We start from the raw sequence: 15,350 nt of genomic DNA, 5'->3' as shown, positions 1-15,350 counted from the left end.
TGATCGAGCCGTAGAGTCGAGTTAAAGAGGAGACCTACCTATGTCGGCGGTGGAGACCTGTCGCGGCTGCGGCAACTCAGCTCGCTATCGACGATCAGAGCCCTGCGCGGAGCAGGTCCGTCACCGTCACCCAGCCGGCCCGCCGCTACCGGTTCCGCACCGACAGCGGCGTCCTGGTCGGCGTCGACATAGGAGCACACAACATCCAAGACCGTGGCCGACCTCTGGACGGTGGCCGTCGGCACCACGGGCATCGTCACACCCGTGGGCCACATCACCTACTCCGCGGCGATCCCCTCGTGGACCGGCGTCGACCTGGCGGAACGGCTGCGCGAGATGTTCCCCTGCGAGGTGCTGATCGAGAACGACAGCAGGCTCGTCGCCCTGGCCGAGAGCAGGCGCGGCGTGGCTCGCGGCTCGAACGACGTGGTGCGTGGTGTCGGCGCGATCGACCACGCCGTCGACCACCTCAACAGGCAGCTCTTCGCCACCGGCGCGGGGCCGCTGATCCCGCCGTCGATTCACCTGTCGCCTGGCTCCGCGGGGCAGGGACCGCCGACCTTGACGCGCGGAACGGGGTAGAGCACGTTGCGGCGCTGCTCGGTCAGCTCCTTGAGCCAGGCGTCGTCGTAGACGTAGCCGTAGCGGCTGCCCGCCCAGACCGGGCCATAGCGGTAGATGAGCACGCGGCGCTCCCCGGGGTTGGTGCGGGTGGAGCCGCCGTGCATGAGTCCGTCCACGAAGAGCAGCGCGTCGCCCTTCTCCAGGTAGACGGGGATCGCGCCGGGCAGAGCGTCCATGCGATCGCCCTTGGCGTAGTCGCCGCCCAGCGGATGCTTGAAGTTCGACTTGTGCGAGCCCGGCACCACCATCGTCGCGCCGTCGCCCTCGCCGATGTCGGTGAGCGCGAGGATGATGTTGACCTGCCCGCACCGGAAGACGCCGTGGTCGTAGCGGTAGCCGCAGCGCAGCGCGGTGCGGTAGCCGCCCGAGTGCACGGGGTGGTGGCCGCCCGACTCGCGGATGGAGGCGATCGTCTCGTCGACGAAGACGCCGGGAATGTAGCTGTCCTCCTCCCCCGCGTAGTGCTTGACCAGCTCGAACCAACTCGGGTGGTCGATCAGCTCCTCGAAGGGACGGCCCGCGGCGACCGCCTGGTGCAGCTCGAACCCTGTCTCCGGGGTGTAGTCGCGGCGCTGGCCGCCCCGGTACCACTCACCGCGCCCGAGGTCGCGCGGGAAGGCGTCGAACTCCTCGTTGAGCCGCGCGAGCAGGTCCGCGTCGACGGCGTTCTTGAGGATCAGGTAGCCGTTGAGGTCGAACATGAAGTCATCAAGTTCAGACATTTCAGGAAACCTCCGTGAGAGTGGGGAGCTGTCCGCCACTCTGCCGCGATCAGCCCGGGCCGGTCATCCGCCTGAGATCTCCGAGGTGTCGCATATTCTCAAGGTGTGCGATCCCTCGTCCAGGTGATCGGGCTTCAGGCGTTCCATGTCACCTCAGGCCCCATGCAGCGCGCCCACATCCACCCCGAGCTGGAGTTCAACCTCGTCCTGTCCGGCACCGCCACCTACGCGACCATCGACGGCACCGTGGACCTGCCGCCGGGGCGCCTCGCCGTCTTCTGGGGCGGCTACCCGCACCGCCTGCTCACCGCCGAGGGCGTCGACTTCCTCTGGGCCACCGTCCCCCTGAGTGCCGTCATCGGCCACGAGCCGCTACTCGGCGCGGTGGACCGCATGCTGACCGGCGAGTTCCTGTACGGCACAGCCGCCGAAGCCGCCCCAGACCGCTTTCTCATGCACCGCTGGGACCAGGAGCTACGCCACGAACCCGCCCCCCAGACCGCCGAGATCTGCCTGCTCGAAATGCACGCCCGCCTGGCCCGGCTGGGCGGCGGCGGCCTTCCCTCCGCGACGGGCGCCGGCGCCGCGCAGGCCAGGTCAGCCGAGCGCATCCTGGCCGTCGTCGCCCGCCGCTACACCGAACGGCTGACGGTGGAGGAGATCGCCCGCGCCGCCTCGGTCCACCCGACCTACGCGGCGCTGGCCTTCAAACAGGCGCTGGGCATGTCGGTGTGGCAGTACGTGACCAGGTTGCGCGTCGCCCACGCGTGCAGGCTGCTGCTGGTCACCGACTGGGGCATCGACAGGGTGGCCCACGCCAGCGGCTTCCAGACCCGCTCTTCCTTCTACCGCGCCTTCACCGGCTCCCTTCACCAGACCCCGACGGACTACCGGCGTGACGGCACCCCTGCGGGCGAGTTCAGACCTCCTGATCCACAGGAGTCCCGGGCAGGCGCCTCGAAGATCTTTCAGGGTGCGGAAGCCTGGCCCTGAACTCCCTGGGAGGAAGTCCGTAGTGCCGGCTGAAGTGGAAGGGGCTGATGAGGCCCGCCGCCACCGCCACCTGCCCAAGATCCAGGTCCGTCATCTCAAGCAGTTTCCTGCGCACCGCGTAGCCGGGGCGAGGCGGGAGAATCCCTGTCATTCATGGCGGGGAGAAGTCAATGGGGAGTGTCAACATCAACAAAGTTGGGCACGGCATCCACCATGACAACGCCCCCCACACAGGTGTCGCTGAAGCGCGCCATCGGACCAAAGCTGCTGATCTTATTCATCGTCGGTGACATCCTCGGCACAGGCGTCTACGCCCTCACCGGCTCGGTCGCGGGCAGGGTCGGCGGAGCGCTGTGGATCCCGTTCCTCATCGGCTTCGTGATCGCGCTGTTCACGGCCATGTCCTACGTCGAACTCGTCACCAAGTACCCGAGGGCGGCGGGCGCCGCCCTCTACACGCAACTGGCCTTCAAGAAGCCGTTCCTCACGTTCATGGTGGCCTTCGCGGTCATGTGCTCGGGCCTCACCTCGGCCAGCGCCGCGGCCCGCGCCATCGGCGGCCGGTACCTGCAGGAGTTCGTCACCCTGCCCTCGATCGTGGTCGGGATCATCTTCATCGTGGCCGTCGCGGCGCTGAACTACCGGGGCGTGTCAGAGTCGGTCAAGACCAACATCGTCTTCACCCTGATCGAGCTGACCGGCCTGCTCATCATCATCCTGATCGGCGTCTACGCGGTCGCGACGGGCGCGGGAGAGCCGTCGCGCCTGCTGGAGATCAAGGCCGAAGACTCCAGCGGGCTGCTGCTGGCCCTGCTGGGCAGCACCGCGCTGGCGTTCTTCGCCTTCGTCGGGTTCGAGGACTCGGTGAACATGGCCGAGGAGACCCAGGACCCCTCGCGCAACTTTCCTCGCGCGATCTTCCTGGGCGTGGCCATCACCAGCACCGTCTACATCCTGGTCGCGCTCACCTCCTCGCTTCTGGTCGACTCCAACGTCCTGGAGAAGTCGACCGGGCCGCTGCTGGAGGTGGTCAAGGCGGGCGGCCTGGGCTTCCCGCCCCAGCTGTTCGCCGCGATCGCGATCTTCGCGGTGGCCAACTCCGCGCTGATCAACATGATGATGGCCTCCCGCCTGGTGTACGGCCTGGCCAACGAGCGGGTCGTGCCGCGCTCGCTCGGCCTGGTGGACCCGCGCCGCCGTACCCCGATCGTCGGGATCCTGTTCACCACCGCGCTGGCCATCGGCCTCATCTCCACCGGTGAGATCTCGGGGCTCGGCGAGACCACGGCGTTCCTGCTGCTGTGCGTCTTCGCCGTGGTGAACATCGCGGTGCTGGTGCTGCGCAAGGAGGAGGTCGAGCACAATCACTACCGGGCGCCGACGGTCCTGCCCGTGATCGGCGCGGTCATGGCGATCGTGCTGGCCAGCCCGCTGACCGGGCGGCCGGGCGCCGTGTACGTCACGGCGGGCGTCCTGCTCGGCATCGGCTTGCTGCTGTGGGTGGTCAACTGGGCCTTCACCCGCCGCCAGCGGCAGGAGGAGGGCGAGACGGTCTGAGCGGGCGGCCGTGCCGTACATCCCGTGTACGGCACGGCCGCGCGGTCAGCGGCTCAGCCTCCTGAAGGCGCGCGCCGACAGCGGCAGGAACACCAGCGTGATCACCACGGGCCAGGCGACGGCCAGCAGCAGCGCGTGCTGCGCCGCCCACGACTCGCCCGCGAACCCCTGGTTGCCGAACAGTTGGCGGCAGGCGGCGACCGTGGCCGACAGCGGGTTCCACTCGGCCAGCAGCCCCATCCACCCCGGCATCTGCGCGGGGGAGACGAACGTGTTGGCGACCATGGTGAGCGGCAACATGAGCATCCACGAGGCGCCCGCCGCCTCCGGGGTGAGCTTCAGCCCGGCGAAGATGCCCACCCAGATGAGCGAGAAGCGCAGGAGCAGCAGCAGTCCGACGGCGGCCAGCGCGTTGAGCGGGCCGTTGTGCCAGCTCCAGCCGACCGCCACGCCGCAGGCGATGAGGATGGTCAGCTCCAGCACCGAGCTGACCATGTCGGAGATGGCCCGGCCGAGCACCACGCCCGTCTGCGAAACCGGCATCGAGCGGTACCTGTCGGTGACGCCCCTGGAGGCCTCGGTGGTGACGATGATCAGCGTGGCCGTGATGCCGACGGCCATCGTCTGCCCGAACATGCCGGGCATCAGGTACTCCCTGTAGTTGTCGCCCGCGCCCGCGACGTCCATCGCGCTGCCGAAGACGTAGCCGAACAGCAGCACCATCACGATCGGGTACAGCAGCCCGGACAGGATGGCGGTGGGGTTGCGCACCCAGTGCAGCAGATAGGACCTGGCAATCACCCAGCCGTCGGAGAACACGTGGGTCATGCCGTCACCTTCAAGAACACCTCGTCGAGCGTGGGGCGGCGCAGGGCCACGTCCTCGACCTCGATCCCCTTGGCCTCCAGCGCGCGCATGATCTGGCCGAGAGCGTGCATGCGGTCGGCGACGGGCGCGGTCAGCCTGCGCGTGTCGGGGTCGGCCACGGGCGGGCCGAACACGGACAGGACGTCGCTCGCCTCCGGCAGGTCCTTCGAGTCGCGCAGCACCAGGTCGAGCTGGTCGCCGCCGATCGAGGACTTGAGCCGCTCGGGGGTGTCGTCGGCGATCACCCTGCCGTCGCGCAGCACCGCGATCTGGTCGGCGAGCTGGTCGGCCTCGTCCAGGTACTGGGTGGTCAGCAGCACCGTGCTGCCGTTGGCGACCAGGGTACGGACGGCCTGCCACACCTCGTTGCGGTTGCGGGGGTCGAGGCCCGTCGTCGGCTCGTCGAGGAAGAGCACGCGGGGCGCCTGGATGAAGGTGGCGGCCAGGTCGAGGCGGCGGCGCATCCCGCCGGAGTAGTGCTTGATCCGCTTGCCGGCCGCCTCGGTGAGCCCGAACTGCTCCAGCAGCTCGTCGGCCCTGCGCCTGGCCTGCCTGGCGTCCAGGTGGTAGAGCCTGCCCCACATCACCAGGTTCTCCCTGCCGGTGAGGATCTCGTCGACGGCGGGTTCCTGGGAGGCCAGGCCGATGACCTGGCGGACCTTCGCCGGCTGGGCGGCCACGTCGAGACCGGCGACCGTGGCCCGGCCCCCGTCGGCTCGCAGCAGCGTGGCCATGATGCGCACGGCGGTGGTCTTGCCCGCCCCGTTGGGACCGAGCAGTCCGCAGACCGTCCCTTCCCGCACGGCGAGGTCGAACCCGTCGAGTGCGAGGCTGCCGCCGAAGCGCTTGCACAGCCCTTCAGCGACCAGTGAATAGGAGTTCATTGCTTCAGAATGAGACGTCAATGTCCCAAAGTCAAACGCCCATGTTAGAGTTTGGGAGTGGGTAGTTCGACGCCAGAGTCCGGGACCCGTAGTCGCACGCGCCGCGCGATCCTGGCGGCGGCCGCCGCCACACTCGCCCGCGACCGCAAGGCCACGCTGGCCGACATCGCCGCGGCCGCGCAGGTCGGGCGCAGCACGCTGCACCGCTACTTCGCCGACAGGAACGAGCTGATGGAGGCGGCGATCGTCGACTCCTTCCGCGCGGTGGAGGACTCCGTCCGTGCGGCCGCGATCGACCAGGGGCCCGCGTTGGAGGCGATGCGGCGCCTGCTGGCGGCCATGGTCGAGGTCGGCGACCGGCTGACGTTCCTGTTCGGCGACCCGCGCGTGCTGGAGGAGTTCACCGACTGCTTCGAGCCCGACATGACGGTGCCGACGACGCTCGACCTGATCAAGCGCGGCCAGCAGGAGGGCGTCTTCGATCCCAAGTCCACGCCGGAGTGGATCCAGAGCGTGATCTGGGCGCTGACCTACTCCGGATGGGAGGCGGCCGAGAAGGGGGAACTGCCGCGCCACGGCATCACCGCCACGGTGATCCGTACCTTCGAGAACGGGGTGGTGACCTGAAGGGCCGACGCGCTCAGCGGACCGTGGGCAGCGTCCGTCAGTCCTCGGGTAGCAGCGTTCCGAGGGGTCCGAGGTCGAGGTTGAGGTCGGCCGGAGTCAGCCCGAACCGCTCGCACAGCTCCGTCATCGCCTCCTCCAGCCGCATCAGCGTCAGGCCGAGCACCTCGATCTGCTCGTCCGACAGGTCTCCCTGCTCCATCCGCCGCACGCACTGGCGCTCCACCAACTGCCTGACGAGCTCGACGAGAGTGAGCACCAGGCGTGACAGGTCGCGCTCCATGGCCTCGGCATCGGTCTCGATGCGCAGCCTGCTCGTGCGTGCCGGCCTGCCGGTCTCGGTCTCCATCGTGTGCTCACCTCCGGATGCTGTGGTCCTGCGTTGAGTCGCATTCCCGCACCGACATGATCAACGCGCGTACGGAGATCCGTACGAGGTCGATGTCGGCGATGGACAGGACCAGATCGCCGCTGACGACCACGCCGCCCGCCAGCAACCGGTCCAGGAGGTCGACCAGCGCCACCCGTTCGGGCGGCAGACGCCCCTCCCTGGCCAGCGCCGCTCCCCGGGGTTGGTCAACCGTCACCGAGCACCTCCGGTTCCGCCGGATCGGCGAGGTCGGTGAAGGAGTAGGGCACCCATGGCCCGGTGAGCTCGACGTCGGCGCCCTGCCCGCGCTGCTCGTCGACCAGGCGGGCGAACTCCTCGCCGCGGTCGCGCTCGACGAGGTAGGCGCCGTTGAGGATCATCAGCTCGGTGCGGCCCGACAGCTGCGGGTCCTGGGCCCGGTGCCTCCGGCTGGCGATGGCGACGGTTGAGAGGGCGTCGTGGATGCGTTCCGCGAACGCGGCGGCCTGGCGCCAGGCCTCCTCGCGGCCGTGAAGGCTCGCCTGGCGCCGCCTGAGGTAGGCCGCTCCTGGACCGCCCGCCTCCACCGCCTGCTCTTCGGCGACGGCCGCCGCCAGGTCGACATAGGCCTTCACGCCCCATTCCTGCCGACCGGCGATGCGGGTGAGCACCTCCGCGAAGTCGTCGTGCCGCCGGCTCAGCAGTTCCCTGATCTGCTCGTCCCCGCTGTAGACGGTGACGAGCCGGACCGGCACGGCCGGCTGGTCCTCGGCGACCGCCTCCACGACGTGATGATGGGCCCGTGCGGTCTCACTCAGCCAGTCGAGGTCCTCCATCGACTCTCGCAGGGGCTCGGCGCCGAACCTGTCCAGCGGGACGGTGCTCACATACGCGACAAGTCCGGCCTGCGGGATGGCCCGTACCGGGGTGCCGGCGACGCCGAGCAGGCCTTCGGGGCAGGCATGGCCGGTGTCGCGCGCGACCGCGTAGAGATAGGTCCCGTACTCATTCATCATCCGATGTCCCGGCCTCCAGGGACTGCCGCTCCTCCAGCGCGGTCAGCCGCTCGCGGAGCCTGCGGTTCTCCTCCAGCAGCCCGCGGTTGTCGCCCGTGAGCCACGGGTCGTGCTCCCACCAGTCGATGCCCATCTCCCTGGCCGTGTCGACCGAGGCGATCACCAGGCGGAGCTTGATCGTGAGGAGCTCGATGTCCAGCAGGTTCACCTTGATGTCTCCCGCGATCACCACGCCTCTGTCGAGCACCCTCTCCAGGATGTCGCCGAGGTTGGCGGGCTCCCGTCCGCCCATTGCGGGTGAAGAGGTCTGGCGTACGGCGGGCACGAATCGTGAGGCTTCCGTCATGTCATCACCTCTCGCGAGGCATGTCGCCGGTGCCTCGCCGGTAGCGTCCCTTCCTCCGGTAGGACAGAAGGTTGCCCTCGGTGTCGAGGTCGGCCTCGTAGAGCGCCAGGATGTCGCCGGACGAAGGGATGCGGCGGTCCTCGATGACCTCGACCTCCACCACCCACCCATCCTCGACCGGTTCCACCAGCGTGACGCTCTCCGCCTCTCGCGCCGTCAGGTCCACGATGTGGCGCAGACCTGCCTGGCTCGCGGTCGTGGCCGTCAGCTCGGCAGGTCTTTCCTCCCGGTCGTCGTCGGGACGTGCGACCCTGCGCTTGGCAGGCACGGGGTCACCTCCTTTCCGTGTCCTTCGGCAGACCCGTGTCCTGCTGCGTGGCGGCCTGGCCGGTCAGCCGTTGGAGGACCAGGCTCATGGCCTCGGCCGCCTCCTCCTCGGAGAGCCGGCCCTCCGCCTGCGCCGCCTCGATCTCCTCCAGCTCACGCCTGGCCTCCGCAGGGTCGTGGAGCTGGCGGTCGGCCTCGTCCCGCAGCACCTCCGCGAGCCGGATCAGCCCCTTGAGCGGCAAGAGCGGCAGGCCGAAGACGGAGGAAAACAGACCCATCACCCATCACCCTGGCCCTGCGAGACGACGAAGTCGTACGGAGCCATCGGACCGAGCAGGCGCAGCGTGATCCGCTCGGCCCATCGGTTCCCGAACTCCTCCAGGACCCGCTCCAGCTCGCCCTGCCGGCCGGTCTCCACGAGAAGGGCCACGTGCACGGCGTCCTGCTCATGCGACGGCTGGCGGACGGTGGACATGATGCTGACCTGTTCGACGCCTTTGAGCAGCGTTTCGGTGTCGGCATCCCGCTTGGCCGTGATCGACTCGCTGATCAGCTCGCCGAGCTGGATCCGCTGGTTGCGCGAGGCGTCCTCGGGCAGCTCGCGGATCTCCTCCAGCAGCCGCGCGGCCTCGGGGTTCTCGTCGAGGACCTCCGTGAGCACCATCTCCTCCACGTAGCGCCCCTTGACCACGTACTGGGCGCGGCCTTCCAGTTCGGCGAGGGCGGCGACGAACTCGTCGTGGTACGGGGACAGAAACTCCTCGACCACCGCGTCGTGGGTCGTCATCACGGCGCCGAAACGGATCGGAAGCACCGGCACCTCCGCCGCGGTCGCGTCGAGCAGTTGCTCGTGCGCGAGCAGGTCCTGGGGCGTGCCGAGCGGGCGGTCGAGTGCGATGTCGCTCACCAGGGCGGCGAGGTTGCCGTGCCGCAGCGGCCGTACCCTCGCCGGTGGGTCGCCCACCCCCTCGGCGCCGTCGTCGACCTCGACCTCCGCGGGCACGATGCCGTAGACGTAGCATCCGACCCGCTGCTCCTCGGGAGGGGTCTCGGCCATGTCAGCCCTCCTCTCGCTTTGCCTTGCGGGGGCGCGCCTTCTCGGGCTCGTCCTCGAAGTCGAAGTCACCCAATTTCTCACCGGCGGCCTCCAGCGAGCCCCGGGTGCCACCGAGTTGCTCGACCTGCTCGATCTGCTCGGCCTCGTCCGGCGCCTGGCCCTGCGTCACGCCCTCCAGCATCTCCGGAACGCCCGGCTTCCTGGTCTTCGTCAGGTCCAGCCGGTTCGTCGCCTCGGCGAAGCGAAGGTAGGTGTCCACGCTGGCCACGACGATGCGCGCGTCGATGCTCAGGATTTCGATGCCGATCAGTGAGACGCTGACGTACGCGTCGATGACGAGCCCTTTGTCGAGGATCGAGTCGATGACGTCCGCCAGGCTCGTACCGGATGGGCGGCCGTTTCCTCCGCCTGTCGCGGGCTGCACCGTCATACCGTGACTCTCCTTGGTGGTCGTTGCTTTCACCGCGTACGGCTCGAGCCTGTCCTGCTGCGAGCCGGCCGGGAAGGCTTGGCTGCTTCGTCGGCCGCGCGGCGGCGTACCGGACGCTCGACGCCCGCCTTCTTCGGCCTCTCCCGTGCGACGACGGGTTCAGGAGCTGGTTCCTCTTCCTCTTCTTCTTCCTCTGCCTCCTCCTCTGCCTCGGGCTCCTCTTCTTCGCCCTCTTCCTCCTCTTCCTCCTCTTCTTCTTCGCCTTCCTCTTCCTCGGCCTCTTCCGGCTCCAGCTCCGCCTCTTCTTCCTCAGGCTCCAGCTCCGCCTCTTCTTCCTCAGGCTCCAGCTCCGCCTCTTCCTCCGGACGCTCCTCCTCGGCGGCCTCCTGCTCCTCCCGCAGGGCCGTCTCGTGGTCCTTGACGACCTGAGACTCGTGGATCTCACCCCGCCAGCCGTTCTCGCTCATCTTGTCGGGGTGCAGCATCGTCTGGGTCATGACGTGGCGAGCGAAGTGCTTGAGCTCGAGGCGCGCCCGCCGTCCCTGCGCGCGCCAGAGGTTGCCGACCCGCTCGAACAGCCCCTGCGGGTGGTACTCCATGACGAGCAGCACGCGGGTGAGGTCCGGGGCGAGGGCGTGGAAGGTCACCGCGCCGTTGACGTGCCCCTTGTCCCCCTCGGAGCGCCAGATGATCCGCTCGTCCGGAACCTGCTTGACGACCGTCGACTTCCAGTTGCGATGCGACCAGAAGACCTGCGCCTTCCACGTGCTCGTCTCTTCGGACTCCTGCTTGACGCTCTCGACCTTCTTCATGAAGTTCGGGAAGTCCTCGAGCATGGTCCACTGGTTGTAGACGACCCGAAGCGGAGCGCCGATGTCGACCGTTTCGACGATGTTGGTCAGCTTCAGCTTGCCGCTCTTGGTCAGGCCACCGAGCAGCCCCTTGAGCGCCCCCTTGACGGCCCCCTTGACCGCCCCCGTCGCCATGTTCTGCCCCAGACCACCGGATTCTCCGCCGCCCGACGGCTTCGACCCGGTGATGGCGCCGAGCAGGCTGGACCCGCCGCCTTCCGCGAAATCGGTCAACCGGCCGGCCATCCCCTCGACCTTGCCGGTCACCGATTGCAACGCGCGCTCGGCGAGCGCCAGGAGCAGGTTCTGCAGCTCCTGGGTGAGCTTGTCGGTCGGCAGTTCCTTCAGGATCGTCCCCACGGGAGAGGCCTTCGCCGTCTCCGCAACAGAGGCCTTGGCCGCGTTCATCGCACCGACCTCGGTGTCCTGGCGGCCGGTCGGGCGGGACGTTCACGCCGTGCCTTCGGCGCCGACTTGGTCGCCGGCTTGGGCTTGGGCTTGGGCTTGGGCTCCTCCTCGGGCTCTTCCTCCTCGTCGTACTCGTCGTACTCGTCGTACTCTTCGGTCTCGTCGGGCTCGGCCTCGTCTGCCTTCCCGGCGCCGCCGGGCTTGCGCAACGCCTCGGCGCGGTCGTGGAGCCGCGAGGTCAGCATGTCGACCTGCCTGCTCGTCGCGGCCACCGCGGCGGCCTTCCCGACCTCCACCAGCTCGCCGCGCAGGCGGCTGGTCAGCTGCTGCAGCTCCGGGGACGAACCGAGCAGCTTGGTGCCCTGCTGCAGCAGGCCGCCCTCGCCCCGCTTCATGCGGCTGGCCAGCCCAGCGGCGGCTAGCGCGGCTGCCAGGCGCAACTTGTGACGCCGGCCGAGGTAGTACCCGGCTACGACTGCCATCGCTATCCGCGTTCGGTCGTTCATGATGACCGCTCCTTGCCCTTCCCTGCTTCCAGCTCGACCGCCGCCCCTGGTGTGAACCAGAGCTGCGATCCGCTGCGGGAGGCCTCCGCCTCCCTAAGCCGGTCCACCTCTTCCCGCAAAACCCGACAAGCACCCCACTAGTTAGAAAAGAGGGACAAACTTGACGTTCTCGCTGGTCGGCTTGTGTGCCAAGGGAGGGTCGAAAGCAGCCTGTGCGCCGCCGTACCGGCTGCTATTTCATGAGCAGGCCGAATCGCTCGGTGAACGCCGACAGCTCCTCTCGTTGCTGGTCCGGTTCGGTGGCGGCGGCATTCACGACGATGCGGGTCACCCCCTGCGCCGAGAGTTCCTCGACCCGTTCGACGGGCATGTCGATCGACCCGAAGCGGGTGTACTCCAGCGCCTCCGGGTCGCGGCCCGCCTCTGCGGCGCTCGACCGGACCAGCTCCCACTGCACGGCCCGCTCGTTCGCGTCGAGCGCGCCGCCGGGGAAGAAGCCGTCGCCGCGCCTGCCGGCCCGGCGCGCGGCCGCCCGGCTCGATCCCCCGATGTGGATCGGCAGTCGCGTGGCCTCGTGCGGCTTGGGGAAACTGCACAGGTTGTCGAAGGAGAAGAACTCCCCGGCGAAGCTGACGCCCTCCTCGCCGCCGGCCCAGAGCAACCGCAGGACGTCGATCGCCTCGTCGGCGCGGCGACCGCGGGTGGCGAAGTCGACCCCCATCGCCCGCGCCTCGCCCGGCAGCGCGCCCAGCCCTGCGGTCAGCAGCCGCATCCTGCCCTTGGACAGCACGTCGATGGTGGCCAGACGCTTGGCCAGGATCACCGGGTGATGGTACGGCAGCAGCAGCACACCAGTGCCGAGCAGGATCCGCTCCGTGGCCGCGGCGACGAAACTCAGGCAGTCGAGCGGATCGACGTACGGCAGCGACGGCGGCATCTCGTACGGCCCCACGGTCGCACCTGGATACAGCACGATGTGCTCGGGCAGGTACAGCGACTCGAAACCGCACTCCTCCGCAAGACGGGCAAAGGCCACAATCGCCTCAGGGTCCACCCCGTAGTAGGGCGTGCTGTAGCTGATTCCGAACTTCATCGGCATCCCTTCGAGGGGCTCGCGCTTCATGGGCTCGCGCTCGACGGGCTCGCGCTCTGGCGGCGTGTCGGTGCTCGAGCCGGAGGACTCGGCCACGTTAGAACCCTGACACTGACGTCAAGGCAATCCGCAGAACCCTGATACTGGCGTCAAGACAATCCGCGCGATCACCGTCACCGATGGTCGAGCGGCGGGGTGCTCGCGGGGCTTCTCGAAGGGGGCTCGCGGGTGCTGACCGGGTGGGCAGCGATGCTGACGTGGAAACCCATGGTAGGCGGGCAGGTCAGCGGACCCAGCCGGTGTAGCGCCGTGTCGACGAGGTGGTCCCGCGGTGGCCGCCGCGACGGCTCTCGTCGGGTTCGAGGGTGGCGGCGACGGCCCTGACGAGCCAGGCGTTCACCGACAGGCTCTCCCTGCTCGCCGCCTCCTCCACCCTGGACTTGAGGTGTTCCGGCAACCGGAAGTTGATCCGCGAGGTGCCGCCCTCCTCGCCCTCCTGCGGCGGTGGGGGAGCGGGCGTCCTGGCGGTGCCCGTGCCGGCCGGTGCGGAGTCGAAGCCCGCCTCCGAACCGTCGAACGGCGCCCTGACGACGAAGTCCGGGTCGCGCCCGCGCAGGCGGACGTCGACCGAGCCGGGCGCGAGGTCGCGGGTGATCTCGTCGGCCGCCTTCGACAGCGCCTCCAGCAGGGCGAGCCTGGTCGCCGACTCCAACGGTCCGGTGAGACGCTCGGCGAGCGCGCGGGCCTGCTCGCCACCAACTTCGGCGGCGGCCGCCAGCTCCTGGCGCAGGTAGTCGACGTAGGGCGCGAGATCCATGACGCCACTATGGCGTCAACCTGGCGTCAAGGCAAGCGGGCCGCTCGCTCCCACCGGTCCGTGCCACCGGCTCATCCAGCCGGTCTGTGCCATCGGCGCATACTCCGTGGTCATGCCGCCAGACGAGGTGTAGGCCAGCGGAGCCAGCATAAAGAGGCCGCCTTCCGAGGGAGTGATGCGGCTCGGCAGAAAGGGGCGCACGTTACCTTGCGGCCGGGGTCCGCTCGCGCGGTTGTTCGGCTCGGCGGGTTGGTCCGGTGGGGAGAACGTGCCTGGTTCTTCCGGTCGAGTGGGGTGGTTCGGTGGGAAGGGGTGTCTACCGCCTTGCAGCCGGGGGTCCGCTCGCGCGGGTTGTTCGGTGGGAAGAGAACCGAACGGGTCGGGGGGTGGGTCTGGGCGAGCTGGATGGCCCGCGCGGCGTGGGTCTACGTGGGTCTATTTGGAGAAGCCTTGGGAGACCGAGGCTCAACGCCCGATCTAGTCTGGGAAAGGTTCACCGCAGGCCAGCCGTCTGAGGAGGAAGCCATGGCGAAGTTCATGGACGTCCATCACAACATGATGGGCATCACCGACCAGCAGCTTCAGGAGGCACACGCCGCCGACCTCGCCATACAGGCCGAGGAGGGAGTGGCCTTCGAGCACGCGTGGGCCGACCCGACAGATGGCGTGGTCTACTGCCTGTCGGAGGCTCCTGACGCGGAGGCCGTCATGCGCATCCACCAGCGGGCAGGGCACCCCGCCGACGAGATCCACGAGGTGCCGCTGACCGTCTGACCCCTCAGAGGAACTCCCCGACCAGGGCGGCGAACTCGTCCGGGCTCGCGATCCTGACGCCCAAGCTCTCGGCCTTGGCTCGCTTCGAGCCCGCCTTCTCGCCTGCCACCAGCATCGACGTCTTCGCCGACACGCTGGAGGAGGCCCTTCCTCCGGCTCGCTCGATCTTCTCTGCACCAAGCGGGCGGCGGTGGCGTGATGGTGGCTGAGGCGTTTCTTGCGCATCTGGTCGGCAAGCCCAAACCGATCCAGATCAACGTGAGCGATGTAGTTCCGCGACGAACGGCCTACCGGATTGTCGTGAACGATGAACTGCACTCAAAAGACTCGTGCACCCGGCAACCACCACAGACAGTAACGACCGCCAGAGAATACAGACCAGGGTGGCATACGTAGGAGGATAATTCGATCATCAGACCCAACCGTTCAGGAGGCGGATGTGGCCAAATATCATCCCGGGCGTCACGAAGGGGCCATGAAGTGGGGCTGGGTGATGCTGGGTATCGGGGTGGTCGTGCTGGGGATCTGGCTGCTGACGTCGGGGGACGCCGAGCAGCCCAGGTGCGGCTTTGACCGGATGAACCGCGACGACTGGTGCTCCAGCAGCAGGTCAGGGCCTTCCAGCTATGAGGAAAGGCAGGCGAACGCCGCCGCCGTGGCCTTCTGGACGCTGCGGATCGGCCTGGTCCTCGCCCTGGGCGGAGCGGGGGTCTTGACCGGCGAGCTCGCTACACGCGGCCTGCGCGACCCATCCTCGTCGTGGGCCAAGGCGCGACAACGACGCGCCGCCGCCGCTCGGGCGGCGCTACCGCGGGTGCCACCGGAACAACTGATACGGGAGATCCGCGAGACCAGGCTCCCGACCGTGCCGCGGTCGCCATACCCCCGGTCGTACGTCGACGACTTCCTCAGCCAGGTCATCGGGGGCCTGGAAGGGAAAAGGCCCCCCGTGTCCTTGGTGGACATCATCGATCTCAGATTGAAAGCGTACTCGGTTAATCGCGAGTGGTCGCCGGGATACGACAGCGCATCCGTCAACGCCCTTCTGGATCACATCGACAACTCGTTGGACAGGATCCAGACCTGATCAAGCAGACGGGCACGG

General features: G+C 68.6%; 21 protein-coding genes and 1 pseudogene. 6 read left to right on the top strand and 16 right to left on the bottom strand.

Going from position 1 to position 15,350, the window contains the following annotated elements:
* Positions 1-213: 213 nt before the first annotated feature.
* Entirely contained in the window at positions 214-582 is a 369-nt protein-coding gene (locus ACFXJ8_RS22460; RefSeq protein WP_379645873.1) for an ROK family protein, read from the top strand.
* On the opposite strand, the gene ACFXJ8_RS22455 is transcribed toward ACFXJ8_RS22460, so the two are convergent.
* Positions 522-1,346 (bottom strand): phytanoyl-CoA dioxygenase family protein, encoded by an 825-nt coding sequence (locus tag ACFXJ8_RS22455; RefSeq protein WP_379645872.1) that lies wholly within the window; start codon positions 1,344-1,346, stop codon positions 522-524. The genes ACFXJ8_RS22460 and ACFXJ8_RS22455 overlap by 61 nt on opposite strands.
* 105 nt (positions 1,347-1,451) lie before the next feature.
* Here ACFXJ8_RS22455 and ACFXJ8_RS22450 point away from each other — a divergent pair, with 105 nt between their 5' ends.
* Together ACFXJ8_RS22450 and ACFXJ8_RS22445 are read left to right on the top strand one after the other, a co-directional pair.
* Entirely contained in the window at positions 1,452-2,339 is an 888-nt protein-coding gene (locus tag ACFXJ8_RS22450) for a helix-turn-helix domain-containing protein (RefSeq protein WP_379645871.1), read from the top strand.
* A 213-nt stretch (positions 2,340-2,552) separates the two neighbouring features.
* Entirely contained in the window at positions 2,553-3,896 is a 1,344-nt protein-coding gene (locus tag ACFXJ8_RS22445; protein ID WP_379645870.1) for an APC family permease, read from the top strand.
* A gap of 45 nt (positions 3,897-3,941) precedes the next feature.
* Here ACFXJ8_RS22445 and ACFXJ8_RS22440 read toward each other — a convergent pair whose 3' ends face one another.
* Entirely contained in the window at positions 3,942-4,724 is a 783-nt protein-coding gene (locus ACFXJ8_RS22440) for an ABC transporter permease (protein WP_379645869.1), read from the bottom strand.
* Positions 4,721-5,647, bottom strand: coding sequence for an ATP-binding cassette domain-containing protein (locus ACFXJ8_RS22435; RefSeq protein ID WP_379645868.1), 927 nt, complete (start codon positions 5,645-5,647; stop codon positions 4,721-4,723). The genes ACFXJ8_RS22440 and ACFXJ8_RS22435 overlap by 4 nt, the downstream gene beginning before the upstream one ends.
* Before the next feature lie 57 nt (positions 5,648-5,704).
* Here ACFXJ8_RS22435 and ACFXJ8_RS22430 point away from each other — a divergent pair, with 57 nt between their 5' ends.
* Positions 5,705-6,274, top strand: coding sequence for a TetR/AcrR family transcriptional regulator (locus tag ACFXJ8_RS22430; protein WP_379645867.1), 570 nt, complete (start codon positions 5,705-5,707; stop codon positions 6,272-6,274).
* 37 nt (positions 6,275-6,311) lie between these two features.
* Here ACFXJ8_RS22430 and ACFXJ8_RS22425 read toward each other — a convergent pair whose 3' ends face one another.
* The 12 genes and pseudogenes from ACFXJ8_RS22425 to ACFXJ8_RS22370 form a co-directional block, all read right to left on the bottom strand.
* Entirely contained in the window at positions 6,312-6,620 is a 309-nt protein-coding gene (locus ACFXJ8_RS22425; RefSeq protein ID WP_379645866.1) for a gas vesicle protein K, read from the bottom strand.
* A gap of 7 nt (positions 6,621-6,627) precedes the next feature.
* Complete coding sequence (locus ACFXJ8_RS22420; RefSeq protein WP_379645865.1) at positions 6,628-6,858, bottom strand: gas vesicle protein; 231 nt, start codon at positions 6,856-6,858, stop codon at positions 6,628-6,630.
* Positions 6,848-7,636: a GvpL/GvpF family gas vesicle protein gene (locus tag ACFXJ8_RS22415; RefSeq protein ID WP_379645864.1), complete on the bottom strand. Its 789-nt coding sequence runs from the start codon at positions 7,634-7,636 to the stop codon at positions 6,848-6,850. The genes ACFXJ8_RS22420 and ACFXJ8_RS22415 overlap by 11 nt, the downstream gene beginning before the upstream one ends.
* On the bottom strand, positions 7,626-7,982 hold the full coding sequence (gene gvpJ, locus ACFXJ8_RS22410) for a gas vesicle protein GvpJ (RefSeq protein ID WP_379645863.1): 357 nt from the start codon (positions 7,980-7,982) through the stop codon (positions 7,626-7,628). Before gvpJ (ACFXJ8_RS22410) ends, ACFXJ8_RS22415 begins: the two co-directional genes overlap by 11 nt.
* Positions 7,983-7,986: 4 nt before the next feature.
* Positions 7,987-8,310, bottom strand: coding sequence for a gas vesicle protein GvpO (gvpO, locus tag ACFXJ8_RS22405; protein WP_379645862.1), 324 nt, complete (start codon positions 8,308-8,310; stop codon positions 7,987-7,989).
* A gap of 4 nt (positions 8,311-8,314) precedes the next feature.
* A complete protein-coding gene (locus tag ACFXJ8_RS22400) occupies positions 8,315-8,587 on the bottom strand; it encodes a gas vesicle protein GvpG (RefSeq protein ID WP_379645861.1) in 273 nt (90 codons plus the stop codon).
* Positions 8,587-9,366, bottom strand: a complete 780-nt coding sequence (locus ACFXJ8_RS22395; RefSeq protein ID WP_379645860.1) for a GvpL/GvpF family gas vesicle protein — start codon at positions 9,364-9,366, stop codon at positions 8,587-8,589. Before ACFXJ8_RS22395 ends, ACFXJ8_RS22400 begins: the two co-directional genes overlap by 1 nt.
* Positions 9,367-9,595: 229 nt before the next feature.
* Positions 9,596-9,796 (bottom strand): annotated as a pseudogene (gene gvpJ, locus ACFXJ8_RS22390) (gas vesicle protein GvpJ); the annotation flags it as partial.
* A 29-nt stretch (positions 9,797-9,825) separates the two neighbouring features.
* Entirely contained in the window at positions 9,826-11,055 is a 1,230-nt protein-coding gene (locus tag ACFXJ8_RS22385; RefSeq protein ID WP_379645859.1) for an SRPBCC family protein, read from the bottom strand.
* On the bottom strand, positions 11,052-11,561 hold the full coding sequence (locus ACFXJ8_RS22380; RefSeq protein WP_379645858.1) for a hypothetical protein: 510 nt from the start codon (positions 11,559-11,561) through the stop codon (positions 11,052-11,054). The genes ACFXJ8_RS22385 and ACFXJ8_RS22380 overlap by 4 nt, the downstream gene beginning before the upstream one ends.
* 232 nt (positions 11,562-11,793) lie before the next feature.
* On the bottom strand, positions 11,794-12,750 hold the full coding sequence (locus tag ACFXJ8_RS22375) for a TIGR03619 family F420-dependent LLM class oxidoreductase (protein ID WP_379645857.1): 957 nt from the start codon (positions 12,748-12,750) through the stop codon (positions 11,794-11,796).
* Between the two features lie 187 nt (positions 12,751-12,937).
* Complete coding sequence (locus ACFXJ8_RS22370; protein ID WP_379645856.1) at positions 12,938-13,471, bottom strand: hypothetical protein; 534 nt, start codon at positions 13,469-13,471, stop codon at positions 12,938-12,940.
* Between the two features lie 525 nt (positions 13,472-13,996).
* Here ACFXJ8_RS22370 and ACFXJ8_RS22365 point away from each other — a divergent pair.
* On the top strand, positions 13,997-14,245 hold the full coding sequence (locus ACFXJ8_RS22365; protein WP_379645855.1) for an SCO4226 family nickel-binding protein: 249 nt from the start codon (positions 13,997-13,999) through the stop codon (positions 14,243-14,245).
* 4 nt (positions 14,246-14,249) lie between these two features.
* Here ACFXJ8_RS22365 and ACFXJ8_RS22360 read toward each other — a convergent pair whose 3' ends face one another.
* A complete protein-coding gene (locus ACFXJ8_RS22360; RefSeq protein WP_379645946.1) occupies positions 14,250-14,411 on the bottom strand; it encodes a BRCT domain-containing protein in 162 nt (53 codons plus the stop codon).
* Positions 14,412-14,720: 309 nt separating this feature from the next.
* On the opposite strand from ACFXJ8_RS22360, the gene ACFXJ8_RS22355 reads away from it, so the two are divergent.
* Positions 14,721-15,332, top strand: coding sequence for a hypothetical protein (locus ACFXJ8_RS22355; RefSeq protein ID WP_379645854.1), 612 nt, complete (start codon positions 14,721-14,723; stop codon positions 15,330-15,332).
* The last annotated feature ends 18 nt before the right edge of the window (positions 15,333-15,350 follow it).

This window comes from Nonomuraea sp. NPDC059194 (genome assembly GCF_042754765.1).
Taxonomy (GTDB): Bacteria; Actinomycetota; Actinomycetes; order Streptosporangiales; family Streptosporangiaceae; genus Nonomuraea.
The sequence above is the reverse complement of the archived record's forward strand: the minus strand, read 5'-3'. Positions and strand labels throughout refer to the sequence as shown.